Source organism: Oscillibacter sp. (assembly GCF_032018205.1).
Lineage (GTDB): Bacteria > Bacillota > Clostridia > Oscillospirales > Oscillospiraceae > Oscillibacter.
In genome coordinates this window covers 56,284-83,195 of record NZ_DALZOY010000005.1, presented here as the reverse complement: position 1 = coordinate 83,195, position 26,912 = coordinate 56,284, and the positions used below count along the sequence as shown (strand labels likewise).

Sequence of the window (26,912 nt, the reverse complement as noted above, 5' to 3'; positions counted from 1 at the left end):
TCACGAAACATCTGCGTTATAAAAATTTTCTTAAAGCTCTGGTTATTCCAAAACCTCCAGAATCGGGTCGATGACCTTCTGCTGCAAAACGTCGATAAAGCCCTTATCGGTGATGCCATAGAGGGGAATCGCCGCCAGACAGATAAAAGAAAGGAACATACAGGTATAGTTGATTTCGCAGCCGCACTCTTGGAGCTTTGCATTGAATTTGCGCTTTTCCTCCGCCAGTTGCTCTGCCGACAAATCCGACTGAAGGCCGCACACCGGGAAGGGGATTTCACAAAGGACCTCCCCGTCCACCACAAACACCTGCCCGCCCTGAAGCGCTGCCACCCGGTTAACGGCCGCGGCCATGTCGGCGTGGTTGGCGCCCATCACGATGATGTTGTGATTGTCGTGGCCCATGGAGGAGGCAATCGCGCCCTTTTTTAGCTTGAACCCGCCCATGAATGCCTTGCCGATGCCGCCGGTTTTTCCGTGCCGCTCCACCTGTGCGATATAGAGCACATCTTGGTCCAGATCGCACTGCACCACGCCGTCCACGACGTTCAGCTCCACATCCCTTGGCTGGGTAATGGGAATCCAAGGGAGCGTATCCATCACCTTGACCTTGGCGGCCTTGGCGGATTCGGACACGCGGACCTGAAAATCAGAAGCTTCCACGACTTTTTTGAGATGGACCGTGTTCAACAGAATCGGATTGTGCTCCGCCACGGGATAATGAACCACAGACTCGCCGTCTTGCGCGACAACGCGGCCTCCAGCAACAACAGTATCCACCCGGAAGTCCTCCGGCCCGGTGGTCAGGTTGATGTCCGCCCGCCGCCCCGGGGCAAGGCAGCCCACAAAGCGGTCCAGTTGGAAGGCACGGGCCGCGTTGATGGTGACCATCTGAATGGCGGTTAGGAACTCCACGCCCGCTTTTAGCGCGGTGCGCACCGACTCGTCCAGATGCCCTGTTGTGGCAAGGTCAATGGTATGCAGATCGTCGGTGACGATGGAGAGGTTTGAGGTGTCCAGATGATCGGCAAGCACCGGCTCCAGCAATTGCGTCAGGCTGCGGGCGGAGGAGCCCTCCCGCAGCATCACAGAGCAGCCCGCCCGCAGACGGTCCACTACATCCTTGCCGCTGAGAGACTCGTGATCTGTGGATACGCCGGCGGCAACGCAGGTGTTGAGGGTGGCGGTATCTGCATCGGGAAGATGCCCCTGAAGCGATTTTCCCTTGGCAAGCGCGGCGTCGCAGGAAGCCATCAGCTCCGGAAATCCCGCCGCCAGATACATGCCCACGCACTCGGACAGGCCCACCGCGTCCGGCCGTTCCAGCGCACGCTTGATAATCTCCGTGTCAAACCGCCCGCCGGAGGTTTCCAGATTGGGCGAAAAGGGAACGTGGGAGGGGACGATGAAGTAGAGCTTCAAATCCGTGGCTTCCGCTTCCTCCAGCACCGCTTCAATGGCCTCCAGTCCGCCCACCACGCCAATTTCGTGCAGGTCGGTCATAATGACCGTGGTGCCGTGCTTCAGCACCGCTTCGGCAAAGGAGCGGATGGCAAGGTTGGAGCTTTCGGGATGAATATGTCCGTCGATAAAGCCGGGGGTGAGATACTTGCCCTGCGCGTCAAGGACTTTTGTGCCCTCGCCGATGGTATAATCCACATCGCCCACGGCGGCAATTTTGTCCCCTGCCACCGCAACGCCGCCGTCATAAATTTCACCAGAGAAAACGTTTACGATTTTTCCATTCGTTACAACCAGATTGGCGGGCTCTTTCCCGCCTGCCACCGCCAACAGCTTCTGATCCATGTTTGCAGCCCCGCTTTCTTAAAATAACTTCTTTTCCCTGCTGATTTTGACCACCGGAAATCTTGCGGGAAGCTCGATGCCCGCGCGCTTGTAGATGGCGGCGGCACGGGCCGCGCCCTCTGCCAGAATTGCGTCCTCGTCCAGCGTGAGAATTTTGCGGTCTTTCATCAGCCATTTGCCGTCGCACATAGAGCAGGTGATATTCTCCGAGTGCATGGCCGTGACCAGCGCGGCAATTTTATCGTTGACGGGCATCATGGACGGACCCTGCGGGTCAATGACAATCAGATCTGCCTTTTTTCCCGGCTCCAAAGAGCCGTACAGCTTGTCGTCCAGCAGCGCCCGGGCGCCCCACCGCGTGGCCATCCGCAAAATGTCCTGACTGGGAACCACCGTGGGGTCCAGCCGCCAGCCCTTGTGGATCAGGGAGGTCAGCCACATCTCATCCACCATGTCCATGTGGTTGGAGGAGGAGGCTCCGTCAGTGCCGATGGACAGGCAGATGCCCTCGCTCAGCATTTTGGGGATTCTTGCAAAGCCCAGCACCCGCATGGCGGAGGCAGGATTGTGAGACACCTTCACGTCTCGCTTTTTAAAGAGGGCTATTTCCTCGTCTGTCAGCCACACGGTGTGGACTGCCAGCAGGTTGGGCCCGAGAACGCCCAACTCCTCCAGATGCTGCACGGTGCCCTTGCCCCAGCGGGCGTAGGTATATTCCTTCTCTTCCTTTGCTTCGGCCACGTGCATATGGATGCCCACGCCGTATTTGTCCGCCAGCTCTTTGGTTTTGACGCACAGCGCGTCGGTGTTGTTAAAAATCGTGCGCAGGCCGAACCAGACCTGAACACGTCCGTCCGCGGTGTTGTGATACTTCTCCAGATCAAGAATCTGCTGTTCCAGTTCCTCTTCCATAGTGCGCTGCCAGACGGAGGGCAGTCCCTCGCCGCAGTCCATCACAGACTTTGCAAGCTTTGCCCGCAGGCCGGATTTTGCCACGGCGCGGCACATGCCGGACACAAACTGTCCGCCCGGCTCCGCAAAGGAGGTGACGCCGGTTTTAATCATCTCAAGACAAGTGGCCAGCGTGGAGATATAGGAGTCCTCCTCCGTCATGCTGCTCTCAAAGGGCCACATCCGCTTGTGCAGCCATGTGACAAAGTCCACATCGTCGCCCACGCCCCGGCTGATCTGCTGAGAGGTATGGACGTGGGTGTTGACAAAGCCCGGCAGAACGTATTTCCCGTTCAAATCCATAATCTCTGCGTCCAGGGCAACCGCTTTGGGGTCAATCCGGCCCACCGCCTTGATTTTGCCGTCCTCCACCAGAACGCCGCCGCCGTCGTACACCGTCTCGTGCCCCTCTGCCATGGTGACGATGAAGCCATTTTTCAGTAGTATCTGTTTCATGGAACGTAGCTCCTCCTTTTAGTTTAAGGAAATCACCGGGTCGATGAGCTTAAATTCCCGCACATCGAACAGGCCCTGATCGGTGATGCCCAAGCAGGGAATGAAAATCAGGGTGATGAAGGAGAGGGTAATGTTGGGAGAGGGCACCTCGCAGCCCAGCGTCCGGAGAATTTCAATCATCTCCGCAAGCTTTTCGGCCACGGCCTCGCCGTCCAGATCGGAAAGCAGGCCACAGATGGGCAGGGGAATTTCGGAGAGAACCTCGCCGTCCTTCACCAACACAAGGCCGCCTTGCAGCTCGGCAATGCGATTGACCGCAAAGGCCATATCCTCCGCGTCGCCGCCCACCACGGAGATATTGTGGTGGTCGTGGCCCACACTAATGGCGATGGCTCCGGATTTCAGTCCGAAGTTCTTGATAAACGACCTGCCGATGCTGCCGTTTTTCCCATAGCGCTCCACGCAGGCAATGCGCAGCACATCGCTCTCCACATCCGGCAGAATTACGCCGCCCTCAACCGTCAGCTCCGCTTCCAGCGCGTCGGTGAGCAAGGTGTCGTGAGAAGCGCCGATGACATGGACCTTTGCCCGGGTATAGCTGGGGTCTGCCTTCAAAACCAGATCGTCACCGGTGATTTTGCGGGAAAGTTTGACGGTGTCCCGCAGAAGATTACTGTAATTGGGCGCGGGCAGCTCTTTAACAAGGGCGCACCCGTCCACCACCAACTCGCCGTTTGCGATGACCCGCTCCACGCGGCACTCCTCCAGCGAGGAGAGAAACACAATGTCCGCGATTTTGCCCGGAGTGATGCTGCCCACTTTGTCCTGAATGCGCAGGCTCTCGGCGGGATTGAGCGTCACCATCTGGATGGCGGTGACGGGGTCCACCCCCTCCGCCACGGCGATGCGGACCTTGTTGTCCAGATGGCCAAGGCGGCTGATATGCAGCGCGTCGATGTCGTCGCTGACCATAGAGCAGTACCGGGTGTCCACGTGCTCCTGCGTAATGATGTTCAGGCAGGGGCGCAGGTCCGTGGAGGCGGAGCCTTCCCGCATCAGCACATGAAGTCCCATCCGCAGCTTGGCCAAAGCCTCCTCACGATTGGTACTCTCATGGTCGCTGGTAACCCCCGCGCCTACATAGGCGTTCAGGTTTTCGCCCATAACGGCGGGCGCATGGCCCTCCGCGGTTTTGCGATACCGCTCCGCCAAGTCCAGCATATGGGCAGAAACCGGGCTCTCCGCCAGAATCGGCGGGGCCAGCACCTCGGCAAGTCCCACGGCCTCGGGAAGGGTGATTAGCTGGTCGATCATCTCGCTGTGCAGCGTACTGCCGGTGGTCTGGATGCCGTTTTCCTCCATAAAGGCCGGGATGGGATAATAGAGCTTCACCGGCGTGTTTTTGGACTCCGCCAGAACTTCCTTCATCCCCTCAATGCCGGAGACAATGGTCACCTCCATCAGGTCCGTTGCCACGGCGGTGGTTCCGTGCTTGACCACCATCTTTGCAAACTCTGTATAGGAGAGCATACTGCTCTCGATGTGGATGTGCGCGTCCAGAAATCCGGGGGCGAGAAACATGCCCTTGGCATCAATAATCTGTGTGTCCGGGCCTACCGCGCCCGCCGGAATGGGACCGATGGAGGCAATCTTTCCCTTTGCCACCGCAATCTCTGTCTCATAGACCTCATGGGTGACGACGTTTACCAGTCTGCCGTTTTTAATCACAATGTCGGCGGGCTTTTTGCCCAGCGCCACCTGAATCAGTTCGTTGTCCATGGCAACCTCCTATATGTTTAATATTCATAAAACCGAAATGAAATGTGGACGGAAGGCAACCTCACCGGGCCTCCCGGAAATAGGGCTTTCCAACGCTGGTCGGACCGGTGCCCGCGCCTTTTTTGGAAATGGCCGAGAGCACCAACACCGCCACCGTAAGAATATAGGGCAGCATATCCATCACCTGCGCGGCGAGAGAGAGATCAAGGCCCAAGATGGACAGTGAGGCCCCCTGAAATTTCAGGGTCATCCCCTTCAAAATTCCAAAAAGATAGCACCCGAAAATGGCCTTGACAGGGTTCCAGCCTGAGAAAATAACCAGAGCCACTGCAATCCAGCCCATGCCTGCGGTGATATTGTCCTGCCAATAGGGGACGTATACCAAGGAGAGATAGCCGCCGCCAAGACCGCACAGCGCGCCTCCGAGAAGAATGTGTACATATTTGTACAGCGTCACATTGACGCCGGAGGCGTCCGCCGTTCCGGGGTTTTCGCCCACCATGCGAACGGCAAGGCCAAACCGCGTTTTCTGATAGTAAAACAGCAGCCCCACGGCAAGAAGCAACGAAAGGTACACGAACAAGCTTTGGGAAAACAGCACCGGTCCCAGAAACGGAATTTTGGAAAGGACCGGGATGCTGCGAGGCCCCAAGGCGGAGGTGACGGCGCTGTCCATGATCTGACTGGAATACGCCTTGCCCAGAAAATTGGCAAGACCCGTGCCGAAAATCGTCAGCGCAAAGCCGGTCACAGTCTGATTCCCCATGAGGGTCACGGTGATGACGGCATAAATCAGTGCGCCCAGCGCGCCTCCCACCGCCGCCATGAGGAGAGCCGCTGCCGGGCTGTGGCTGAGAAATCCGGCCTGAAAGCCGAAAAACGCGCCCAGCATCATCATGCCTTCGATGCCAAGGTTCAAATGCCCCGCTTTTTCGCACAGTATGCCCCCCAAAGTGGCCAGCAGAAACGGCGTGCCAAGCTGCACGGACATTTGAAAAAACAAAGCCGCTTCGTTCATTCTGCCGCCCCCTTCCGTGTGCGGGTCAGGACCGCCCGGTAAATAGAGAAAAATTCGCTTCCCAGAATGAACAGCAGAATAATTCCCTGAATCACGTCGCCTGCGGCAGAGGGAATCTGCATAGAAATCTGCATATAGGCGCCCCCCTGAAGCAGAATGGAAAACAGGAAAGAAACTGCCAGAATCACCGGCGGCTCCATCCGGGACATGTAGGCAATGGCAATGGCGGTATAGCCCATGCCGCCACCCATCTGGTCGTTCAGCGTGCGCTCCGCGCCTGCGGCCTGAATCAATCCCGCAAGACCGCACACGCCGCCGCCTAAGAGACTTGCCAGCAGGAGAATTTTTTTTGTGTTCATCCCTGCATAGCGCGCTGTTTGTTCGTTGGCTCCCATCACGGATAATTCATAGCCCAGCTTGCTGCGGTGGAGCAGAACCCATATGAGAATCGTCAGAAGGAGGGCGACAATCCACCCAGAATGGACTCCCAGCACGGGTTTGAGCTGAAGCTCCGCGGGGTAATTGGCAATCTTCGGAAAGCCGAAGGACTGGGGGTCCTTCCAGAGGACGTATTGGAGATAGGACACCAGCTTGATGGCCACGTAGTTGAGCATCAGCGTCACCAACGTTTCGCTTACGCCCCACTTCGACTTTAAATACCCCGCAATCAAGCACCAGCAGCCACCTGCCGCGAAGGCCGCCGTAAACATCAGAAGCATCGTGACCGGGGCAGGCAGTCCGCTGACGTTCAGCGCCACATAGGTCGCCGCCGTCGCGCCCATATAGAACTGCCCCTCCGCGCCGATGTTGATAAAATTCATTTTAAAGCAGACCGCTACCCCAAGTCCCATCATCAAAAGCGGGACAACCTTCTGAATAGTCTGCTGCACATAGTAAGCGGAGCTGAAGGAACCTTTCAGCATCTCCCGGTACACCACAATCGGGTCGTACCCACAAATCGCCACCACGACTCCCGCCGCAGCCAGAGCGACCACCAGAGAGACAATTCGCTGGAGAAGGAACCTGCTGTTCGTCTTCCGTTCAATTCGCAGCATGGCTTGCCTCCCCCTGTCTCTGCCCCATCATCAGCAGGCCAAGCTGCTCCTTTGTGGCTGTTTTCGCGTCCACCACGCCCATCAGCTCGCCGCCGTGCAGCACCGCAATCTGGTCGCAGATGCCCAGAAGCACGTCCAAGTCCTCCCCGATAAACAAAATGGCGACGCCTTTCTTTTTCTCTTCGTTAAGCTGTTCATAGATAAACGTGGAAGCTCCGATGTCCAGACCCCGCACGGGGTAGGCGGCGATAAAAAAGTCTGCACCAAGGTCAATTTCACGGCCCAGCAGAACCTTTTGGATATTACCGCCGGATAGGCTCTGGATCGGCTGGTCCACGCCGGACGCGCTGACATGATAGCGCTCCGTCAGGCAGACGGCCTGAACCTTCTCCACTTTTTTATTTAAAAACGGCCCTTTGTGGGAGCAGTAGGTGCGCAGCGCCGCGTTGTCACTGATGCTCAGCCCCGCCGCAAGGCCCATGCCCAGCCGGTCCTCCGGCACAAAGCCAATCCGAATCCCTTGCCGCAACATGGCCCGGGGGTCCAGCCCGATCAGCTCGGTTCCCTTGAGGAGCACGCTGCCCTCCGCCGCCCGCAGGCCCACAATTGACTCGCACAGCTCTCTCTGTCCGCTGTCAGCCACGCCTGCAATCCCCAGAATTTCGCAGGCGCAGACGTCCAGCCGGTCAATGTTCAGCTTTTCGCCCGCGCCCCGCTCCGCAAGGTGCAGATTTCGGATGGACAGAACCGGCTCACGCAGTTTCCCGGAAGTTTCCGCATAGGGGACCGAAATGTCCACCGCCCGACCCACCATCAGCTCCGCAAGCTGGGCGGGACTGGACTGCGCGGTCACAATGGAGTCCACGCTGACGCCCTTTCGCAAAACGGTCACCCGGTCGCTGACGTTCATCACCTCCTGAAGCTTGTGGGTGATGATGATGACGGCGCGGCCCTTTGCTTTCATCTCCCGCAGGATTTCAAACAGCCGCTCCGTCTCCTGCACAGTTAAAACGGCGGTTGGCTCGTCCAAAATCAAAATCTCCGCACCCCGGTACAGGGCTTTTACGATTTCCACGGTCTGCTTTTCTCCGACGGTCATTTGGCAGACTTTCTTTTCGGGGTCCAGCGGAAGTCCATATTTTTCACACAGAGCCATGATTTCTGCAACCGCCCGCTTTTTGCGCAGCAGCGCCCGGGTTTTCATGCCCCCGACGATGTTTTCCCAGGCGCAAAGGGCGTCCACCAGCTTGAAATGCTGGTGGATCATCCCAATGCCATTAAGTATAGCGTCCTTAGGGGATCGGATGGACACCGGCGTTCCCCCTACGAGGATTTCCCCTTCGTCCGGAGCGTACAGGCCCGAGAGGACGTTCATCAGTGTGCTCTTGCCGGAGCCGTTCTCCCCCAGAATGGCGTGAATTTCTCCCGCCCGGACCTTTAAATTGACATTGTCGTTCGCCTTGACGGGCCCGAAGTGCTTTTTAATGTGCCTGAGTTCCACTGCAATGCGATTTTCCATGTGCTTCTCCTAAAAAACAGACCGTGGAATTTTGTCCGGTTACAGCCTTAGCTTGCGCTTCCGTTTACGCCCTCGACAAACCAGTTCATGGAGAACAGCGCCGCCTGATCCAGCGTCTGGCCCCCTGCCACGTTCTCTTTGCCCTGATTGTCGGAGATGGGGCCGGTCCAGATATCCAGCGTACCGGTTTTAAAGCCCTCTTCGGCCTCGGTTACCTTTTCCTCTGTGCCGTCGGCCAGATTGTACATCTCAGTCAGGCTGACAAGCCCCTCCTGCATGCCCAACCACTGATTGGTGCCGGTCCATGTGCCGTCCACAATTCTCTGGACGTCGTTCACGAAGAAGCTCTCCCAGTCGCAGGCGGGGCTGGCGAGGAAAGACTCGGGAATCGTCTCATAGCCGGAGGTGGCGTACCCGAAGGAATACGCCCCCAGATTGGCCGCCGCGATTGCCGCGTTCAGGCTGTCCAGATACGCGATGATCACATCGGAACCGCTGTTGACAAGCTCGGTGGCGATGGCGGTTTCTGTGGCGGGATCAAACCAGGAGCCGGTCCACTTGACGTTCACAGTCACGTCCGGATTGACGGATCTCGCGCCCAGCGTAAACGCGTTGACCATGCGGATGCACTCAGGGATGGGATAGGAGGCGAGATAGCCGATCTGGTCGGACGCGGTCCGCATACCGGCGATAATCCCGCACAGATATTCGCTCTGGAAATTCTTCGGGAAGAAGGTGGCCAGATTGTCCGCGTTGATGCTGCCGGAATAGTGGTTGAAATAGACCTCCGGGTACCGCGCGGCCACATTGGCCACATATTCGCCATAGCCGTAGCTGGTGGCATAGATGACGTTGCAGCCCTGATTGATCAGGTTTTCGATGGCAACCTCGCAATCGGCGGATTCGGGAATGCTGAAGGCATAGTCCACCTGATAGCCTGCGTTCTCCAGCGCCTTGAAGCCCTGACCCAGAGCATAGCTGAAGCCCTCCGTGCCAAGCTCTGTGTTGAAAACGGCGCCGATGTGAATTTCCTCCGCTGTAAGCGCGGGAAGACCGGAAGCAGTGCTTGCCGCGCCGGGGGCGGAACCGGAGGCAGACGCCGCGGAAGACCCGGCAGAGCCAGTTTCCGAACCGCAGGCCGCGAGGGACAGTGTCAGCGCGCAAGCCGACAGCAGGGCGGCAATTTTTTTCAGTTTCATGTTTTTCTCCCTTCGATTTGCTCCTTATGATAAGCATAAGGAAACGGCAAGGTAATACCTATTTTGATTTCTTATGGCTTATCATATAGAAGCATTCCCTGTTTGTCAATTTTAGAATGTGATAAAAAATCGGCGGATTCAAAGCGAGGGTTTGGGGCATGTGTCAACCGTGGCATGCCAAGGCCCCGCTCAAATGGGATAACGGCAGAGTGCTTTTTTTGTATCTTTAGATGGCATATTCGGGCAGTGACGATTGGCTTGCCAGATGAAACTTTTCCAGCAGCTCTCCCCGCAGAGTGGTAAACGCTTGGCTGTTTCTTTGGCGGGGTTTTTCCATAGAAACCGTCACCACTTCGCTGATTCTGCCGGGACGGGGCGTCATGATGGCAATGCGGTCGGAGAGATAAACGGCCTCGTCGATGTCGTGGGTCACCAGAATCATGGTGGTCCCGCTGACCCGCTGCAATTCCAGCAGCTTGTCCTGAAGGTCGGCCCGGGTGAAGGAATCCAGCGCGCCCATTGGCTCGTCCAGCAGCAGCACCTCGGGGTCGTTGATGAGACTGCGGGCAATGGCCGCCCGCTGGGCCATGCCACCGCTGATTTGGTGGGGATAGGCGCCTGCAAAGCCTTGCAGGCCCACTAACTCCAAAAACTCTGCCACCCGCGCCTTTTCCCGGCGGTAGACATGGCGGGCCTTCAGTCCGGCGGCGATATTCTGCTCCACCGTCCACCATGGGAACAGGCCCCCCTGCTGAAACACATAGCCCCGCTGGGGAGAGGTCCCCGCGATGCTCTGCCCGTTCAGAAGAAGCCGCCCGCCCTGAGGCGTATCCAGCCCGGCCAGCAGGCGCAGCAGCGTAGTTTTCCCGCAGCCGGAGGGGCCCAGCAACGAGACAAACTCCCCCCCGCCCACGGTAAGGGACACGTCTTGCAGTGCGGTAATTCCCTCCGTCTGACCGTTTTGCCCGTCCGGGTACACCCGGCTGACATGCTGAATATCAAGAAGAATGCCGTTCGTCATTTGATTACTCCCTTCTGCCAGCGCAGCATATAGTCCCGCAGAACCCCTATCGCCGCGAGAATCAGGCTGAACAGGACCGCCATCAGCAAAATGGCGGCAAACACCTTGTAGTAGGCGCTCCATACCTTCACCACGTTGATATAGTAACCGAGGCCGCCGGGCTGGCCCATCATCTCGGCAATCACAAGGCAGGTGAACGAGCTGGCGCAGGCGGTGGTAATTCCTGTGAAAATCTGGGGCGACGCGCTGGGAATTGCCACGCGAAACACCTGAAAAGCGGTTCCTCCGCCCAAGGTCCTCGCCGCCTCCAGGTGGACCCGGGAGACGGACTGAATGCCAAAGGCCGTCTGGGACGCCACCGGGAACCAAGAGGTGATGACCAGAAGAAACACCGCTGCGGCAAAGGGCGTTGGAAACAGCGTGAGGGCAAAGGGCATCCACGCCACCGCGGGGATAACGCCGCTGATTTTGAGCACGGGATAGGCCCAGTACCGCACCTTTGGGAACCAGCCAATCAGCACCCCCGTCACCACCCCCAGCAGGATACCGGCGGTGAAGCCCGCGCCAAACAGCCGCAGAGAATAAAGCAGATTTTTCCCGATGTAGCTCCCCTCCATTAAAAAGGACTCCAGAATCTGAGCGGGACCCGGAAAAAACGGCTGGGGCGTGAGCTGCAGCTTTGTTCCTAAAATATCATATACCAAAAGTGCCAGCCCCAGAGCAAACCGAAACGGGGCACGGCGCACATAGCCGGAACGGCGGCTGGAATCCAGTCGTGCCCGAACGCCGCCAAGCAGAAACGTCAGGATAACGGCAAGCAGCACGATTCGATAAAAGCCGTTCATATCCAGCCGAAGCGGACCGAGAGCGTAATCCGCCAGCTCTACGCCGTCGGATATCTGGGGAATCAGCCGGTTTCCCAAAATGGCCGCCAGAAATCCGGCTGAGGAAAGACTTGCCGCCTCCATCAGGCGGCGGTTTGTCACCGGCGGGTTCATATTGTCAATCTGTTTCACGCGATATCTCCTTTAAATTGCCTCGCCGCACACCTCACACAGAGGTGTGCGGCGAGCAGGTCTGCACTTATTTTCCCAGAGTCAGATCCACGGGAGTAAAGGCCTTGGCGAGATACTCCTCGGGGTCGGAGGTGAGATAGCCGATGCCGTGCAGCGCCTCGGCAAAGTATTTTACATCCGCCTGCGCGTCCAGCGCTTTGCCGGTGTCAAAGTCCGCTTCCGAGGGATAGCCGTAGCCCTTGACCAGCTCCACAGCTAGATCCCGGTCTTCAATGGACACGTACTTTTTCTCCAGAATCAGGTCGGTGGCCGCCTCCGGGTTTTTGGCGATGTAGTCCTCCGCCTTCCGATAGGCCCGCAGGATGGCGGAAATCAGCTCCGGGTCCTCCTTCAGCACCTTGGTGGAAGCGTAAAGATAGCAGCAATAGTGGCTGGCAAAGGGTTCATCCGTTGAGATGTCCAGAACCACCTTCACCTCGCCCGCCTTCTCCGCGACGGAGGCCTTGGGGTCCCAGATCGCCACCAGATCCACCTGTCCGCTCTTCAGCGCCTCCAGAGAGAGGTTATCGTCACCGAAGGGCAGGAAGGTCACCTCCGCATCCTCGCCAATGGCCTTCACGCCGTTTTGCTCCAGCCAGAGAGCGGCCACCTGATAGGTGGTGCCGCCGATTTCGTCCACTGCGATGGTTCCGCCCCGCAGGTCCTCGGCAGTTTCAATGGGGGAGTCCGGCAGAACTTCCAGCTTGATGCAGCCCTTGTGCAGCCCGTCAATCACGGTGATGTTCAGTCCTGTCTCAATGGAGGGGAAATACATAAAGTCCCCGTTGACAATGGGCATGGTGCCGTTGTTCAAACCCACCTTCTTGGACTCATAGTCGGCGGAAACGAGGTCGGCGTTAATGCCCTCCTCCGCCAAATACCCTAACTCGTATGCAAGGAAGGTTGGGACGTTGCACAGGGAGCCGTTGTTGCCGGGAATTGTGATGTCCCACTTGACAGGCGTCTCCTGCGCGGCGCTTCCGGCAGAGCCGGACCCGCTTTGAGACGATTGTGCGTTACTGCCGGAATTTCCGGCGCAGGCCGAGAGCAGAGCCCCCGTCATAGCTGCCGCCAGCAAAAAGGATATTGCTTTTACCTTTTTCATAATCAATCTACCTCTTCTATTCGGAATTTTAATGGCAACATGGCGCGGAGTGCCACGGTCGTACACTCCGCGCCATGGATTGCGTTATGCACAGGCTGTCGCCTTAAAAGGGGCGGCGGCCACGGTCAGATATTCTTTTACATCGATTTTTTTTATGACAACAGCGCATCATAGCAGTCGCTCCTTTCTGACAAAGTTATTTTCCCGCGTCAAAGCCCTTTTGAAAATCGGCAAAGATGTCGTCGATGTGCTCCGTGCCGATGGGTAGGCGGGTGGGTTTGGTCATTTTAAAAATAAAAAAGCCGGGGCTGTCATTCAGCTCCCGGATAAGAGGTATGGCCCGTGTGGTGCGTTTGTCACCAAGGGCGCGAATAGGACATGCCGACGCGCCCGGCCATATCACTTGTCCGGGAGTACAGCATTCGCCCACAGCGGAAATTGCCCCGCAGCAGTTTTTCAAACAGTGTCGTCATATTCCTCACCCTTTCGCAGTTTTTAAATACCAACTTAGTTAGTAGGTATATCGGGATTATATCTTGCCTTTTTTAATTTGTCAAGAACTTTTTAATTCAAAATTATGACACGATATTAGGTGATCTTGCAAAACGAGACCAAAAGAGATCAGCAAGGCCACAGTGCGCCTTGCTGATCTCTTTTGGCCTAAAATTTTCTATTTCTCCGTTACCCGGAGTGCCCCGCCGGGGCAGATGAAGGAGAACCGCCTCTTGTTGTTTAGCGGCTCCGGCTCGCTCATGGTGCAGCCCGGCGGCGTAGTTCTCCGCCGTCCGGACTGTGATTTGTTTTGAATTTCCACAGCAATTCCACAGAAGAATGCGAAAAAAGGAAGCAGCGTAAAATGGCTGGCTGCAAGGCGGAGGACGCTGACGGGCTGACGCCCGTCAAGGACAACAACGCAGCAGACTGTCATTTTGCACGCTGAACTTTTTGCAGTTTTTTGTGGAATTGCTGTAAAAAGGCGTTCACTCCAGCAGATCTGTCATGTTGCACAGGCTGATGGCTAAGGTGGAGGCGTTGTGCAGCAGGGCGGAGGTGGCCGGGGGCAAAACTCCCGCCGCGCCAAGTAAAATCAGGGCGGAGTTGAAGCCGATGACAAAGCGATAGTTGCCAGCCGTCCGCCGCTGGAGCCCCTGAGCAATCATTCGCAGCAGCACCAGCTCAAACAAGTTGTCGGCGGCGATGGTGACGTCGGCGATCTCCCGGGCGATGGCCGCGCCGTCGCTGATGGCGATGCCCACATCGGCGGCGGAGAGGGCGGGGGAATCGTTGATGCCGTCGCCGATCATAATCACGGTGCGCCCCGCGGCCCGTTCTGCTTCCACAAAGCGTGCCTTATCCTCGGGTAGCACTTCGGCGTAGTACTCGTCCACACCTACCTGCGCCGCGATGACGGCGGCGGTTTTCTCATTGTCTCCTGTCATCATGACGGTTTTGGAAACGCCCAGCTTCCGTAAGCTGTTCAGCACTGCCGAGGCCTCCTCCCGCAGCGGGTCCGCCACGCAGACGACTCCTGCCAGCACGCCGCCGACGGCCAGATACAGATGGGAAAACTCCTCTGGCAGGCTTGCAAAAGCTGCCTGCTCCTCCGGGGAAACGACACAGCCCTCGTCCTCAAACACGAAGTGCCGACTGCCGATGACCACCTTTTCGCCGTCGATACGGCTGGAGATGCCGTGGGCTACCACGTATTCCACCTCCGAATGCATCTCGGCGTGGAGAATGCCCTGCTCCTTGGCCGCGTTCACCACGGCGTTGGCCATGGAGTGGGGATAGTGCTCCTCCAGACAGGCGGCCACTCGCAGCACCTCCTGTTCCTTCCGTCCGCCGAAGGCCACGACCCGAGCCACAGTGGGCGTGGCGTGGGTCAGGGTGCCGGTTTTGTCAAATACCACCGTATCCGCCCGGGCCACGGCCTCCAGAAATTTCCCGCCCTTGACGGTGATGTGGTGGCTGCCGCACTCCCGCATGGCGGAGAGCGCCGCCAGAGGCATGGACAGCTTTAGCGCACAGGAGTAGTCCACCATCAAAATGGAGATGGCCCGGGTGAGGTTTCCTGTCATCAGATAGGTCGCCCCGGTGCCCAGCAGGGACCATGGGACCAGCCGGTCCGCAAGGTCCAGCGCCTTGCTCTCGGCGGCGGACTTCAGCTTTTCCGACTGCTCGATCATGGCAACGATCTGGTCGTACCGTCCCGTGCCCGCCTGCTGCTCCACCAAAAGGACGCACTCACCCTCCTCCACCACGGTCCCGGCGTAGACCATGGCTCCGGGCCCCTTGCGCACCGCCACAGACTCGCCGGTGAGGGAGGCTTGGTTTACGCTGGCCTCACCGGAGACAACCTTGCCGTCCAGAGGAATCATGTTGCCGGTGCGGACGCAAACCTGATCTCCAGCTTGTATCTGGCTGATGGGAGTCAGCAACTCTGCGTCTCCCGTCTTCAGCCATACCTGGTCCACGTTGAGCGAAAGGCTCCGGGCCAGATCGCCCACGGATTTCTTCCGGGTCCACTCCTCCAGCAGCTCTCCCAGACGCAGCAGAAACATCACCGAAGCGGCGGTGGCAAAGTCCCCCCGGCCCATAGACACGCCGATGGACAGTGCGTCCAGCACATCCACTTCCAGTCTGCGCCGCAGCAGGCATCGCAGCCCTCTGCGGAAAAACCGGGCTGACCGCCACGCCGTCAAAGCGATGCGCAGCGGCGCGGGGAAGTACAGCTTGCGCACAAGGTGCATCAGCGTCATGCACACCAGCTTCTCCTGATACCTCCGGTTCAGCGCCCGGCCGCTGGTCTCCGGCGAAAAGTTTGCCAGCGCCTCCCGGTCGAAGCGGAAGGCCGCGAGGGCGCGAATCACCGCATCCCGTGACTCTTGATAGCGGATCACGGCATCGCAGGTGCGGTCATAAACCGTGACCTGCCGGATGCCCGGCAGGACCGCCAAGGCATTTTCCAGTTGGTCCGCCTCCGCCATGGTCATCCGACGCATCCGGATGTGCACCCGGATGCGCCCCCGGCTCTCGTGTAAAATCGTACAATTCATCGTATTGTCCTCTTATGAAAGAAGCCACCCACTGTCACGGGCGGCTTCTTCTGATTCGTTTATTCCGCAGACGGCTCGCCCGCGTCCTCCACCTGCTCTGCGGCAGAGGCTCGGTCTTCGTTGATCCCCTTTGCGTCCTCCAGAATGTCTCCGCAGTTCTCCTGCACCTTCGAGACATTTTCCATCACGCAGTCTTTCATCCGCAGAACGGCGGCGGTGGAGTGGGTGTAGACCTTCTTCGCGTCGCGGCTTGTGAGCAGCTTCACTCCGGCGGAGCCAAACAGCGCGCCGCCCGCAAATAACGCGATTTTTTTCCAATTGCAAAACATTCCAAAATCCCCCTGTTACTATATTTTTGGTTGAGGACATGGCCACCAGCCATGTCGTTATCCAGCTTATTGCCTAAGCTTATTTTCGCTTGTATCCGGTGAGCATCACCATAAACAGACTGATCACCGTGGCCCAGGCCCAGAACCGATGCGCTTTCATCATTATCCCACGCTTTCTGTCATTAAATGTCGGATGCTGTATTTCGAGTATATTCCCGTCTGCGCAAGTTCGTCAATACAAACATTTTATCGAATATTCCTCATTTTTTAGCCAGAAAAGTTAGACTTATGCAACTTTTTGAAATTTACTGCTTTTTTGAAAGCGGCGATGTAATACAAGGTCGCGCCGTCAATGTGCGTTCGTCCCATGCACGTCAAGCAGATATGAAGGGAGTCTTTTTTGATGCAAAGATCCTATCTAGACAGCAAAAAGCGGTCCGGCCTGTAAGGCCAGATCGCTTTAATTGGCTATCGGCCCACAGGTGGGCGCTCAAAAAATGCTTTGGAAAATTCTCTTCTTTTGCCGTGTCTTGCAATCTTGTATACGCCAGTGGTCAGCATGGGAACCACAAAGAGGATGAAGAAGCCCCAGGTGATGGTTCCATACCCCTGCTCAATCAGGTCCACCAGCCCGAAGGTGGAAACCAGAATCCCCAGCACCACGCTGCCGATGGCCACGCTGGGTCGCACCCACACGGGAACGTGCTTTCCGGAAGCGGCGATGGAATTTTCAATCCGGTCGTCCAATGCCTTGATAAAGCCGGTTCCGGTTTCAATAAGGGTGCCGAACAGCACGATCTCAAACAGCCAGAACAGCCAGTTCATGTCCAGTGCCTGAAACACGGCGGTGATGGGAACCTCCGCCGCCAGGCATGCCTCCATCATTGTGCCCATGGTCAGCAGGAGCATCCCGGCGGGAATAATGCCAATCACACCGGCCAGCAGGCCGGAGACGACCGCCTCCCTGCGGTTGTGGCACTGACGGACGGTGTAGAGCAGGGCGGGAACAGTACCCAGATTGTAAAAAGCATATTTCACGCCGCCCATCAGCCAGTCGGAACCTGCCACGCTCTGGGCGGCAAACGCCTTGGGCAGATTGCCGCCAAATCTTGTAAACACGATCATCATGAAGAGGATATACACCGCGTATAGCACATAGGACCAAAAGGTCAGCACATTTTCAATTGCCGCGGTACCCTTGATGACAAGCACGATGATCCCGAGAGAGAGAATCGAAACGCCAATCCACTTAGAACTGCCCGTCAGGCTTGTAGCCATGCTGCCTGCTGTGGCCGTGACCACGCCCAGCACAATCAAAAGCATAGCAATATAGCAGATTTCATACAGAAAGTTGGCCTTGCCCAGCAGCTTGGTCATCATGCTCTTATAGTCGTAGGTTCGGAATATGTGGGAAAATTCAAAGGTCACCGCACACAAAACAGACCAGATTGCCAGCGTAGCTGCCATTCCCAAGAGGCCGCCTGCAAGTCCTCTTGACAGAAAGTATTGCCGAATTTCCGCGCCGGTTCCATATCCGCCGCCGATGACCATGGACTGGAACACAAAGCCGGGAATCAGGATACGAAGCAGCCTGCTATGCCTCTTGCTTGCCATAGAGCGCTCTCCTCCTACACGTTTTTTCCTCACAGTTTCTCCTTTTAGTCCGAGAAAAAGAAGCTATCTAACAATAGCGATTAAGGCAATCCTTTCAAATACAACGTCTCACGATCACGCGACAAAACGCAATTTTTATTGTCCTAAATCAATTGGCACAAAATATTTGAAATAGTTTACTTTTACACAAACCAATGCAAAAAGCTTATCAAAAAGTTGTAAAAAATGGTGTTGACAGAAAAACAGCCGCCCGATATGATAAAAAGCAATCACCCTTGCGGAGGACAAGCTTGGCTTGATAAACAGAAAATGCGCGGAGCAGGCGTGTGCTGCCGCCGCACAAATGATTGGAGAGGGTTTTATGTCGAAACAGTTGGAAAGCATCCTACAACGTCAGGATGAATACGTGCCAAAATCGGCGCGGATTCCCTACGTTCCCATTTCCTTTGTCCGTGGAAAGGGCGCGAAGCTGTACGACTGCGACGGAAACGAGTACATCGACTTTCTCGCCAGCGCTTCCTCCGCCAACATCGGCCACGGGAACGAGGAAATTGCTCAGGCGGTTTACGGGCAGATGACGGATTTGTCCCAATATATCTCCGCCTATTTTCCCTCCGGGCCGATGATTGATCTGGCGGAAAAGGTTTCCCGCATGACCGGTCGTCCGGATATGATGGTTTCTTTCAGTTGCACCGGCTCGGCGTCTATCGACGGGGCCATTAAATACGCCCGGGGCTACACCGGGCGGCCTAAAATTGTCTCCTTCAGCGAGTCCTATCACGGCAGTACCTATGGCGCCATTTCCGTCTCAAAGCTCACCAACAGTATGCGCCGCAAAATCGGCCCGCTGCTGCCGGAGTGCGAGACGTTTCACTATCCCACCTGCCTGCGCTGCCAGTATCACCAAAAGCCCAAAACCTTTAAGCTGGACTGTCTGGAGCAGATTCGCTATGCCTTCCGCCACTATCTCCCCGCCGACGAGGTGGCCGCCTTTCTGGTGGAACCCATCGCGGGAGACGCGGGCCTGATTGTCCCCCCGGCAAGATTTTTTCAGGACTTGGCGGCGCTGTGCCGTGAAAACGGGATTCTGCTGATTTCCGATGAAATCAATCAGGGAGTTGGCCGCACGGGGCGCATGTTCGCCATGGACAATTTCGGTGTGGAGTGCGATTTGTATGTGCTGGGAAAATCCCTTGGCGGCGGTCTGCCTCTGGGCGCGGTCGTGGGCCGCAGAGAGGTGATGGAGTCGCTGGAATCACCGGCCCACGCGTTTACCATGTCCGGCAATGCCTCCTGCTGTACCGCCTCTTTAAAAATGCTGGAAATCATGGAGAGGGAAAACATCTTCAAGGAATCCTATCAAAAGGGCCTTTATCTGCGGGAGCGGTTTTTAAAAATACAGGAAGAATTTCCCGTCATCGGCGAGGTGCGGGGCATTGGACTGAACATAGGCGTGGATCTGGTGACAGATCAGGAAACCATGGAGAAAAATTATCCCGCCGCCGCCAAGATTTCCTATTACTGCATGAAGCACGGCCTGCTGCTGACCTTTGTGGGGCAAAGCGTCTTGCGGGTGCAGCCCCCTTTGGTCATCACCCGGGAGGAGTTGGACCGGGCCATGGAGATCATTCATGCTGCGCTGGTAGCCTATACCGCCGGAGAGTTGAGCGACTCGATTCTAGAGGAGATACAGGGCTGGTAACGCGGCCCGGCAGGACGCAGGCATTCTGGCGGACGAGACTTAGAAATCTTATGCCGGTGGTGTACTCCCCTATGCGCTTTGCGCGCCAATATGATCATTTATACGTGTTTGGGCGCACATCCAAGGGCTTTGACCTTTCGGGAATACCGTCCAGAAAAACCTGAATAGCGGTCTTCGTCCGGAATTAGCAAAGCGCGCCTTGCGGCGAGAGCTTCGGAAAAGAGGAGCAACTCCGACATAGTTCCGCCCGACAAAGAGGAAAAATTTTCCGGAAAGCAAAAAGAGGCCCGCCGTCTGATTAGACGGCGGGCCTTGTGTATTTATTTAGAGCTACACGCAATCCTGCAAAAAGAGCCTGTCATACCGCTTCCCGGCCTGATCGGCCGCTTCCTCCCGAAGTTGGGAAATCTCCTGATGATGGGCCAGCAGAAGCGACACCAAATCCACCGAGATCGCGCCGTTGCGCGCCATATCCCGGAGCAGGTCCTCCGTTCTGGAGAAGGACATTCCCTTCCGATAGGGCCGGTCCTCGGTCACGGCGGTAAAGATATCGGCCACCGCCATAATGCGGGACCCCAGCGGCAGGCTGTCAGCCTTCAGATGAAAGGGATACCCGTTTCCGGTAAGCCTTTCATGGTGGTAGGACGCCCACTGGTTAATCGTCTCGAAGCCCCGGATGGGCCGAAGCAGCCGGTAAGTATAAAAGGTATGGCCCCGGATAATGTCAAACTCGTCGGGGTCCAGCTTGGACCGCTTCTCTAAAATTTCAGTGGGAATCGCCAGCTTTCCCAGATCGTGGAGATTCCCCGCAATCCGCATCATCTTACACTCATTTTCGGAAAAACCCGACAGCTCCGCCAGCTTTTCCGCCGTCGCCGCCACGCTGGCGGAATGCCGCGTGGTAAAGGGGCTGCGAAAATCAATGATATGGGCGAACACGTCCGTCAGCTTCACCACCTCGTCCAGCGTCAGCTTCACCGCGTCCAAAGACAGCTCATCCATAAAATCGTGAATCTGGGGTCCATCCACTAACTCCAGCCACAGTGCCTCCTGCATGCTCATTGACATAAACGCATCCACGGCTTCCGGTATAAATACCTCGCCCCGCTGCGCGGCAATGACTTCGCGGATAGCGCCTATCTGGCTGATCACGCCCATGTCCGGCCGAATCTGCACCACCGCCCGGTCCGCCAGATGCAGCACGTGAGAGAGCAGGGGAACCTTTGCGCCGTGGTGCATCTCGCCCGCGCCATTTTTCCATGGGACGTGGTGAAAGCGGACGATTTCCGCCTCGCGGCGCAGAAGGGGAAAGTCCTCCAAAAATCTTGCTCCAATTCTGGCGTGACCCTCCGGCTCGGTGGCTTCTCCGGTAATGAGCTGCAATCGCTCGCTCAGAGTCAGGGCGCCGATGTCGTGCAGCAGAGCCGCCTGCACCAGCGTCCGTCTCTCTTCCACCGGCAGCCCCATCTGCTCGGCCAGCTTTAAGGACATAAAGGCCACGCGCTGATGATGGTTTGAAACCCTTACGTCCAACAGGTCCACCGCTGCGGTCATACAGGCAATCAAGTCGTAAAGTGTTGCAAAATAGCGGTTGTAGTAGGTCATAATCTCCGTCCCTGTTTCTCTGTAAATTTTATTTGGAACCGCTACGGTGGGGACAAGCGCCCCCGAATTTTCCGGTGCATCCGCGCCCGGTCTTAATACCGCCCGGCCATATGATCCAACAGGAACACCGGCACCGTCCACAATAAGGAAAACGCCAGAAGACGCAAAGGCTCCATCAGCGCATAGCTGCCAAGCCCCGTCAAATAAAAGCTCAGAAGGGCCCCGGCTATGGAGGCCAACAGCGTCAGCGCTGTGCCGCTGCGCACGGCGCGGCAAAGGCGGCGGCTGCCAGTCACGGTTTCGGCATAGGGCAGCAGCCCCTCCCGCAGCAGCAGCGCCCGGGGACGGCCCTGTGCGCTCTCCTGCTCGGAAAAAGCCACTCGGTCGGAAAGAGTGGGATACTGAATCTTCACCTTGGCGGTAAATTTCCGTTTCAGCAAGCCGGGGTTCACGTTAGGGTCCCGGGAGGCGAGAATCGGCTGAATTTTGTTTCTGCGCAGCAACCGCAGCGCCCAGTCCACATTGTCCGAGGGCTTGTACTTCACCGCGAACACCGCCGCCAACTCCCGGTCGATAGACAGAAAAACGCCAGTGCGCAGGTTCAGCCCGCTGGGCAGGCGCACATCCATTTTGCGCATGAAAGACGCGGTGCCAAGCAAAACCGACTCTCCCCGAATGGCGGCAGAGAAGCCGCCCTCCTCGTAAAAGCTGAAATCGTCCAACGGCTCCAGCGTTCCGCCCTCGGACACCAGCAAATTGTCAAACAGCCGCCGAAGCCCGCAGCCGGAGGAACGGGCCAGAGACGCGGCATAGGACACGGCCCTTGGCATCTCCTCGCCGAAAAGCTTCACGCCGTTCAGGCTGACCGTTCCGGGGGGGAACAGGTCCTGATCCGTCACAACCATGGATTTTTTGCGGCTGATCCGCTCCGCCCCGGCGCAGCCTGCCACGGCGCAGCCGCCCTTTTGCAGGCGCTTTGCAAGCCGCGCGGCGGGAAGCGCATCCGTCATGGGCAGCATCAATGCCGCCGAAGCCGCCAGAATCGCGGACCAGTTCAAAAGAAAATCCGCATTCCGCCCCTGCCCCACAGAGCCAAGGGCCGCGAACACCACGGAGGCGACAAATACCACCGGCAACAGCGCCGCCTGCCAAATCTCGGAGAGAGAGGGCTTTTCCGCGTCGGACCAAAAGCCGGGAACGCGGCCCGGCTGCTTGCAGGCCCCCGTTTCCAAATCCGTCACCAGATAGGGGGGCGTGAGGTCCAGCGCAGCGGTGCGAAAGGTGTCACTCCGGGCCTTTTCCCGCTGGGAAATGCCCCACTGCCCGAAGAACAGCCCCACACAGGCGGGAAGCGTATACAGCGGAGCGGCGCTCCGTCCCGGAAGCCAGAGTACCGCCGCGCAGTCAAGCAGCGCCGCCACAGCGGAGAAGGAGAGCAGCAGCTCTCCCGTAAAAAACTTATGCGCCAGCCGGGTACCGCCCCGGACAAACACGCCCCGGCACAGTATGCACAGCAAAAGCAGCGCCCCGGCGGAAACGGCGGTTTGCAGTATCCTGTCCCCCGTCCAAAGAGGAACCGTATATCCGGCGGCCTCCGCCGCCTGCGGCGCCAGCAGCAAAAGACAGATCAGCGCAGCCACGGGAAGCGGGCGGCGCAGCCGCCGCCAGCGCTTCTGGGCAAAGCGCATGGCCTCGTCCAGGGGCGGCTCGGGGCCCACGGGCGGCTCCTCCGGCTCTGGCTCCGGCGGGGGCCCGGGCGGCTCATAAAGCTGCTCCGTGTCCTCCAAAGGTATCTTTTTCCGGGAAAACAGGCCCCGTCGGGGACGCTGAGCCGCCGTCAGGGACTCCTGCGCTTCCATCACGTCCCCCACCGTCTGCCCCACGGCCTGCTCGATGGAGACGGGCCGGGGCGGGGGCGGAAGGATTTCCTCGGGTACAGAGAAGTCCTCCTCGTCTGGAAGGTCCGCGTCTGGGAAAGCCTCCTCGTCCGAAAGCTCGTCCGACTCTGGATCCTCCTGCGGCGGCAGGGCGAAAGAAGTCTCCGCCCCATCGGTCAGCGCCTCGTCCTGCGCCTCCAATTCCGGGGTGGCCAAAGCCTCGGCCTCGTCCAGAATGTGCCGGCGGCGACCGCCGCCGTACTCCGCCAGAATCTCTTCCAAAGAAAAATCGCCCTCCGGAATCACATCGGTCCCGGCGGTCAGATCCTCCGCGTCAGTGAGCGCATCATATGGTTTTTTGTCTCTGATCTCAGCCATGTCTCTCTCCCATGTTCTCTCGCCCGCGGTCGTCTCTTTTTAAAATCAGCTTCTCTGGCGCACTGCCTCATACAGCAGCACCGCGGCCGCCGCCGAAGCGTTCAGCGAACTGAGCTTTCCCCGCAGGGGAATGCTCACCAGAAAATCGCAGTTTTCCGCCGCCAGACGGGTCATGCCCTCGCCCTCGCTGCCGATGACAATGGCGGCGGGACCCCGCAGGTCCGCGTCGTACAGGCCGGTGGTTCCGTCCGATGCCGTGCCGAAAATCCACAATCCCTGTTTTTTCAAATCCTTCAGAAGGGACGGAATGTTGGGCACCCGCGCCACCGGAAGGTGCGCCACCGCCCCAGCGGAGGTCTTGGCAACAATTGCCGTCAGCCCCGCGCTGCGGCGCTTGGGAATCACCACCCCGTGGACCCCAGCGCACTCTGCGGTGCGGATGATTGCCCCCAAATTATGAGGGTCGGAAATCTCGTCGCAAATGACAAGCAGGGGCTTCTCGCCCCGCTTTTCCGCAACAGCCAGAATATCTTCCACCGTGGCGTACTCCCGCACGGCAGCCAGCGCAATCACGCCCTGATGGGCGTGAGTCCGGCTCATTCCGTCCAGCTTTCGCCGGTCCGCTTCCACCACCACCACGCCGGCTGCCCGGGCTTTTGAGGCAATGTGGCCCAAAGTCTTGTCCGTCTCGCCCCTGGCAATATAAATTTTGTCAATGGTTTCACCCGCCCGCAGGGCTTCGATCACCGCGTTGCGGCCCTCGATCATGCCGTCCGCCTCGGCGGTAAGCAGGTCTTTCTTTTCACTGTCCATAGGTTCTCCTTCAGCCGCCGCAAGTATCCTGCCCGCAGTGGGGCGGACAATAACGCCGTTTTTTCCAGCTTTTGGGCGTTTCGCGCGGAATCAATAATTACCATGATTGTATCACAGTTTCCGCACACAATAAAGTGGAATTCACAGAAATTTCATGGAAAAGCCAACAAGCGTTCTTGTAGCGCCCTTCTTTTTATGGTATACTGCTTGATAATTCAACCCAGCGCTTTAACAGGCAAAGGAGTATTCGTTCGATGAGTCAGAATAACGACCGGAAAAACAGAAACGGGCCCAACCGAAACGGGCAAAACGGAGGAAACAACTGGCGCGGCTTACTTTCTCTGGTGAGCTGGGCGCTGCTGCTCACAATTGTATTCAGCTATGCGGGCGCGTGGGTGTCCGGTTCCGATAACAAAAGCTCCGTGGAGATTACCTACAGCGAGTTTATCTCGCTGATTGAATCGGACAAAATCGCAAAGGTGGAATTTGAGGCCAATACGGGTCTTGCTCACATCACCCCCGCAGAGGGCTTCACCTATACCGACGAGAGCGGCAAAACATACGGGCCCATGCCAAAGGCCGAGAAGCCGGTATCCACCGATAAACCCCAGCCGTCTACCGCCACAAATCTCAGCGGATTGCTGGCGCAGAAGGACAAGACGGACGACGGGAGCTTTCAGCTTTATACCAAGGCGCTGAACGACGACCAGTTGATTTCCCGGATGCTGGAGCACAACGTGGACTTCGGCTCCCCCTATACGGCGCCCATCAGTCCCATTCTGGAGATGCTGATTTCCTATATCCTGCCCTTCGCCATCATGATGCTGCTGTTGTCTCTGGTGTTCCGCATCATGGCCAAGCGGGGCGGCGGCATGGGCGGCATTGGGGGAGTTGGCTCCGTGGGCAAGGCCAACGCCAAGGTCTATATGGAAAAGTCCACCGGCGTCACCTTCCGTGACGTGGCGGGGCAGGACGAGGCCAAGGAATCCCTTACCGAAATTATCGACTTTTTGCACAACCCCCAGAAGTACACCGAAATTGGCGCAAAGCTGCCCAAGGGCGCGCTGCTGGTTGGCCCTCCGGGCACCGGTAAAACCCTGCTTGCCAAGGCCGTGGCCGGAGAGGCCAACGTTCCCTTCTTCTCCATCTCCGGATCGGACTTCGTGGAGATGTTCGTGGGCGTGGGCGCAAGCCGCGTGCGGGACCTCTTTAAGGAGGCCAGCAAGGTGGCCCCCTGCATCGTCTTTATCGACGAGATTGACACCATCGGCAAATCCCGGGACAACCGCATGGGCGGCAACGACGAGCGAGAGCAGACCCTAAACCAGCTTTTGGCGGAGATGGACGGCTTTGACCCCACCAAGGGCGTAATCCTTCTGGCGGCAACCAACCGTCCGGAGGTACTAGATCAGGCGCTGCTGCGTCCCGGTCGGTTTGACCGGCGCATCATCATTGACCGGCCCAATCTGGCGGGCCGTCTGGCCACGCTGGAGGTCCACACCCGGAATATCCGTCTCAGCGAGGACGTGAATCTGAAAAAAGTGGCGCTGGCCACCGCGGGCACCGTGGGCGCGGACCTTGCGAATCTGGTGAACGAGGCGGCCCTGCGGGCCGTGCGTCTGGGCCGCAAGGCGGTGAATCAGGGCGATTTGCTGGCAGCCTTTGAGCTGGTCATCGCCGGCACGGAGAAAAAGGGCAGCGTGCTGACGGAATTTGAGAAAAAGCTGGTGGCATACCACGAGGTGGGCCACGCCATGGTGGCTTTTAAACAGAAAAATACAGAGCCGGTGCAGAAAATCACCATCGTTCCCCACACGCAGGGCTCTTTGGGTTATACCCTGCTGATGCCCGAAGAGGACAAAACGGAGCTGCGCACCCGGGATGAACTGCTGGCGAAAATCACCGTGTCCATGGGCGGCCGCGCCGCCGAGGAGGTGGTGATGGAGACGATGACCAACGGCGCGTCTCAGGACATTCAGGACGCCACGCAGGTGGCCCGGAACATGGTCGCCATGTACGGCATGAGCGACGAGTTTGGCATGATGGCTCTGGCCTCTCGCCGCAGCCAGTATCTGGACGGCGGCTACGGCATGGACTGCGCGCAGGACACCGCCGCCGCTATGGATAAAGCTGTGCGGGAAATTCTCACGGAGTGCTACGGCAACGCGGTATCCGTCATCCGGGAAAACCGAGAGGACATGGATAAGGTGGTGGCCTACCTTCTGGAGAAGGAGACGATTACCGGCGCGGAGATGGTGGCCATCATCGAGGGCCGGGACCCAGCTCTGGTGGAGGACGAATACGCTTCCACCCGGCAGGAGACACCGGGTATTGAGGCGCCCGCCAAGCGCATCAGCATGATTTCCGAGAAAATCGAGCCGCCCGCCCCGGCGGAGAGCGCTGACGAAGAAGCTTCCGTTGCCACAACGGAGAGTGCTGTGGAATCCCCCGCCGAAGAATCCGTTTCCCGGCAGCAGCCGGAAGCGGAAATGCCTGCCCCGCAGGCGGATGACGAAACCCGCTCCGTTTGATTTCATTATAAAAAGAGCGCCGCCCATCTGGGCGGCGCTCTTT

20 protein-coding genes are annotated in these 26,912 nt (G+C 57.8%); 2 read left to right on the top strand and 18 right to left on the bottom strand.

Translation table 11 applies throughout. The annotated features are described in order from the left end of the window. Positions 1-42: 42 nt before the first annotated feature. The 15 genes from RTU96_RS05580 to RTU96_RS05510 form a co-directional block, all read right to left on the bottom strand. Positions 43-1,806: an adenine deaminase C-terminal domain-containing protein gene (locus tag RTU96_RS05580; protein WP_312635452.1), complete on the bottom strand. Its 1,764-nt coding sequence runs from the start codon at positions 1,804-1,806 to the stop codon at positions 43-45. 18 nt (positions 1,807-1,824) lie between these two features. Continuing rightward, complete coding sequence (locus tag RTU96_RS05575) at positions 1,825-3,213, bottom strand: amidohydrolase (protein ID WP_312635451.1); 1,389 nt, start codon at positions 3,211-3,213, stop codon at positions 1,825-1,827. An 18-nt stretch (positions 3,214-3,231) separates the two neighbouring features. Continuing rightward, entirely contained in the window at positions 3,232-4,992 is a 1,761-nt protein-coding gene (gene ade / locus RTU96_RS05570) for an adenine deaminase (RefSeq protein WP_312635450.1), read from the bottom strand. A 61-nt stretch (positions 4,993-5,053) separates the two neighbouring features. Continuing rightward, positions 5,054-6,010 carry an ABC transporter permease gene (locus RTU96_RS05565; RefSeq protein WP_312635449.1) on the bottom strand — a complete coding sequence of 319 codons (957 nt, stop codon included), beginning with the start codon at positions 6,008-6,010 and terminating at the stop codon, positions 5,054-5,056. Further along, on the bottom strand, positions 6,007-7,065 hold the full coding sequence (locus tag RTU96_RS05560) for an ABC transporter permease (protein ID WP_312635446.1): 1,059 nt from the start codon (positions 7,063-7,065) through the stop codon (positions 6,007-6,009). The genes RTU96_RS05565 and RTU96_RS05560 overlap by 4 nt, the downstream gene beginning before the upstream one ends. Further along, the gene (locus RTU96_RS05555; protein WP_312635444.1) at positions 7,052-8,584 is read right to left on the bottom strand and encodes an ABC transporter ATP-binding protein; all 1,533 of its coding nucleotides are present in this window, start codon (positions 8,582-8,584) and stop codon (positions 7,052-7,054) included. The genes RTU96_RS05560 and RTU96_RS05555 overlap by 14 nt, the downstream gene beginning before the upstream one ends. Before the next feature lie 47 nt (positions 8,585-8,631). Continuing rightward, entirely contained in the window at positions 8,632-9,783 is a 1,152-nt protein-coding gene (locus tag RTU96_RS05550) for a BMP family ABC transporter substrate-binding protein (protein WP_312635442.1), read from the bottom strand. Between the two features lie 226 nt (positions 9,784-10,009). Further along, entirely contained in the window at positions 10,010-10,804 is a 795-nt protein-coding gene (locus tag RTU96_RS05545) for an ABC transporter ATP-binding protein (protein ID WP_312635441.1), read from the bottom strand. Then, positions 10,801-11,820, bottom strand: coding sequence for an ABC transporter permease (locus tag RTU96_RS05540; protein WP_397356505.1), 1,020 nt, complete (start codon positions 11,818-11,820; stop codon positions 10,801-10,803). The genes RTU96_RS05545 and RTU96_RS05540 overlap by 4 nt, the downstream gene beginning before the upstream one ends. A 67-nt stretch (positions 11,821-11,887) precedes the next feature. Beyond that, the gene (locus RTU96_RS05535) at positions 11,888-12,964 is read right to left on the bottom strand and encodes an ABC transporter substrate-binding protein (protein ID WP_312635439.1); all 1,077 of its coding nucleotides are present in this window, start codon (positions 12,962-12,964) and stop codon (positions 11,888-11,890) included. A 196-nt stretch (positions 12,965-13,160) separates the two neighbouring features. Continuing rightward, positions 13,161-13,424: a hypothetical protein gene (locus RTU96_RS05530; RefSeq protein WP_312635438.1), complete on the bottom strand. Its 264-nt coding sequence runs from the start codon at positions 13,422-13,424 to the stop codon at positions 13,161-13,163. Positions 13,425-13,634: 210 nt separating this feature from the next. Further along, a complete protein-coding gene (locus RTU96_RS05525) occupies positions 13,635-13,892 on the bottom strand; it encodes a hypothetical protein (RefSeq protein ID WP_312635437.1) in 258 nt (85 codons plus the stop codon). Between the two features lie 52 nt (positions 13,893-13,944). Further along, positions 13,945-16,020: a heavy metal translocating P-type ATPase gene (locus RTU96_RS05520; RefSeq protein ID WP_312635436.1), complete on the bottom strand. Its 2,076-nt coding sequence runs from the start codon at positions 16,018-16,020 to the stop codon at positions 13,945-13,947. Positions 16,021-16,079: 59 nt separating this feature from the next. Next, on the bottom strand, positions 16,080-16,349 hold the full coding sequence (locus RTU96_RS05515; RefSeq protein WP_312635435.1) for a DUF6110 family protein: 270 nt from the start codon (positions 16,347-16,349) through the stop codon (positions 16,080-16,082). Positions 16,350-16,817: 468 nt separating this feature from the next. Continuing rightward, on the bottom strand, positions 16,818-17,963 hold the full coding sequence (locus RTU96_RS05510; protein WP_312635434.1) for a hypothetical protein: 1,146 nt from the start codon (positions 17,961-17,963) through the stop codon (positions 16,818-16,820). A 361-nt stretch (positions 17,964-18,324) separates the two neighbouring features. On the opposite strand from RTU96_RS05510, the gene RTU96_RS05505 reads away from it, so the two are divergent. Next, the gene (locus RTU96_RS05505; protein ID WP_312635433.1) at positions 18,325-19,665 is read left to right on the top strand and encodes an aminotransferase class III-fold pyridoxal phosphate-dependent enzyme; all 1,341 of its coding nucleotides are present in this window, start codon (positions 18,325-18,327) and stop codon (positions 19,663-19,665) included. Between the two features lie 330 nt (positions 19,666-19,995). Here RTU96_RS05505 and RTU96_RS05500 read toward each other — a convergent pair whose 3' ends face one another. The 3 genes from RTU96_RS05500 to rlmB form a co-directional block, all read right to left on the bottom strand. Beyond that, positions 19,996-21,270, bottom strand: a complete 1,275-nt coding sequence (locus RTU96_RS05500) for an HD domain-containing phosphohydrolase (protein ID WP_312635431.1) — start codon at positions 21,268-21,270, stop codon at positions 19,996-19,998. A 92-nt stretch (positions 21,271-21,362) separates the two neighbouring features. Continuing rightward, positions 21,363-23,525 (bottom strand): hypothetical protein, encoded by a 2,163-nt coding sequence (locus RTU96_RS05495; protein WP_312635428.1) that lies wholly within the window; start codon positions 23,523-23,525, stop codon positions 21,363-21,365. 45 nt (positions 23,526-23,570) lie between these two features. Further along, positions 23,571-24,338 carry a 23S rRNA (guanosine(2251)-2'-O)-methyltransferase RlmB gene (gene rlmB, locus RTU96_RS05490; RefSeq protein ID WP_312635427.1) on the bottom strand — a complete coding sequence of 256 codons (768 nt, stop codon included), beginning with the start codon at positions 24,336-24,338 and terminating at the stop codon, positions 23,571-23,573. 254 nt (positions 24,339-24,592) lie between these two features. Here rlmB and ftsH point away from each other — a divergent pair, with 254 nt between their 5' ends. After that, positions 24,593-26,869: an ATP-dependent zinc metalloprotease FtsH gene (ftsH, locus tag RTU96_RS05485; protein ID WP_312635426.1), complete on the top strand. Its 2,277-nt coding sequence runs from the start codon at positions 24,593-24,595 to the stop codon at positions 26,867-26,869. The last annotated feature ends 43 nt before the right edge of the window (positions 26,870-26,912 follow it).

Bases quoted from the DNA above. Each gene is read 5' to 3' on its own strand.
- RTU96_RS05515 (WP_312635435.1), bottom strand. From the start codon at position 16,349: ATGTTTTGCAATTGGAAAAAAATCGCGTTATTTGCGGGCGGCGCGCTG.
- RTU96_RS05535 (WP_312635439.1), bottom strand. From the start codon at position 12,964: ATGAAAAAGGTAAAAGCAATATCCTTTTTGCTGGCGGCAGCTATGACG.
- RTU96_RS05560 (WP_312635446.1), bottom strand. From the start codon at position 7,065: ATGCTGCGAATTGAACGGAAGACGAACAGCAGGTTCCTTCTCCAGCGA.
- ftsH (WP_312635426.1), top strand. From the start codon at position 24,593: ATGAGTCAGAATAACGACCGGAAAAACAGAAACGGGCCCAACCGAAAC.
- RTU96_RS05495 (WP_312635428.1), bottom strand. From the start codon at position 23,525: ATGGCTGAGATCAGAGACAAAAAACCATATGATGCGCTCACTGACGCG.
- rlmB (WP_312635427.1), bottom strand. From the start codon at position 24,338: ATGGACAGTGAAAAGAAAGACCTGCTTACCGCCGAGGCGGACGGCATG.
- RTU96_RS05520 (WP_312635436.1), bottom strand. From the start codon at position 16,020: ATGAATTGTACGATTTTACACGAGAGCCGGGGGCGCATCCGGGTGCAC.
- RTU96_RS05505 (WP_312635433.1), top strand. From the start codon at position 18,325: ATGTCGAAACAGTTGGAAAGCATCCTACAACGTCAGGATGAATACGTG.
- RTU96_RS05510 (WP_312635434.1), bottom strand. From the start codon at position 17,963: ATGGCAAGCAAGAGGCATAGCAGGCTGCTTCGTATCCTGATTCCCGGC.
- RTU96_RS05500 (WP_312635431.1), bottom strand. From the start codon at position 21,270: ATGACCTACTACAACCGCTATTTTGCAACACTTTACGACTTGATTGCC.
- RTU96_RS05555 (WP_312635444.1), bottom strand. From the start codon at position 8,584: ATGGAAAATCGCATTGCAGTGGAACTCAGGCACATTAAAAAGCACTTC.
- RTU96_RS05545 (WP_312635441.1), bottom strand. From the start codon at position 10,804: ATGACGAACGGCATTCTTCTTGATATTCAGCATGTCAGCCGGGTGTAC.
- RTU96_RS05550 (WP_312635442.1), bottom strand. From the start codon at position 9,783: ATGAAACTGAAAAAAATTGCCGCCCTGCTGTCGGCTTGCGCGCTGACA.
- RTU96_RS05565 (WP_312635449.1), bottom strand. From the start codon at position 6,010: ATGAACGAAGCGGCTTTGTTTTTTCAAATGTCCGTGCAGCTTGGCACG.
- RTU96_RS05525 (WP_312635437.1), bottom strand. From the start codon at position 13,892: ATGACAGTCTGCTGCGTTGTTGTCCTTGACGGGCGTCAGCCCGTCAGC.
- ade (WP_312635450.1), bottom strand. From the start codon at position 4,992: ATGGACAACGAACTGATTCAGGTGGCGCTGGGCAAAAAGCCCGCCGAC.
- RTU96_RS05580 (WP_312635452.1), bottom strand. From the start codon at position 1,806: ATGGATCAGAAGCTGTTGGCGGTGGCAGGCGGGAAAGAGCCCGCCAAT.
- RTU96_RS05575 (WP_312635451.1), bottom strand. From the start codon at position 3,213: ATGAAACAGATACTACTGAAAAATGGCTTCATCGTCACCATGGCAGAG.